This window comes from Actinokineospora inagensis DSM 44258, from assembly GCF_000482865.1.
Classification (GTDB): domain Bacteria; phylum Actinomycetota; class Actinomycetes; order Mycobacteriales; family Pseudonocardiaceae; genus Actinokineospora; species Actinokineospora inagensis.
Window position 1 is genome coordinate 1 of sequence record NZ_KI519523.1, and the last position, 302, is coordinate 302.

Here is a 302-nt window from a genome sequence, read left to right on the forward strand (position 1 = left end):
CCCCGACTCCCTCCCCCCTCGCCCCCACATTCACATGGCGAATTCCCGCTCATCCCCCCAACAACAACCCCCACACCCCCCATCCCCAAAACACCGGTTACCCCCACCAAAACCCCGCGTAGCGACATTTAGCAGGGAGATTGGCGCGATGACCGAAGGTCGAGCAAACCACGCTTGTTCCGGCGCCCGCAGCACCATGGGCGACAAGCCCATTGCTCACATACTCGATGTGAGGGCCGACAGGCCCGAACGAGCACCCTGGTTCCGGCGCCCGCCGCACCGTCGGCGACAAACCCATTGGT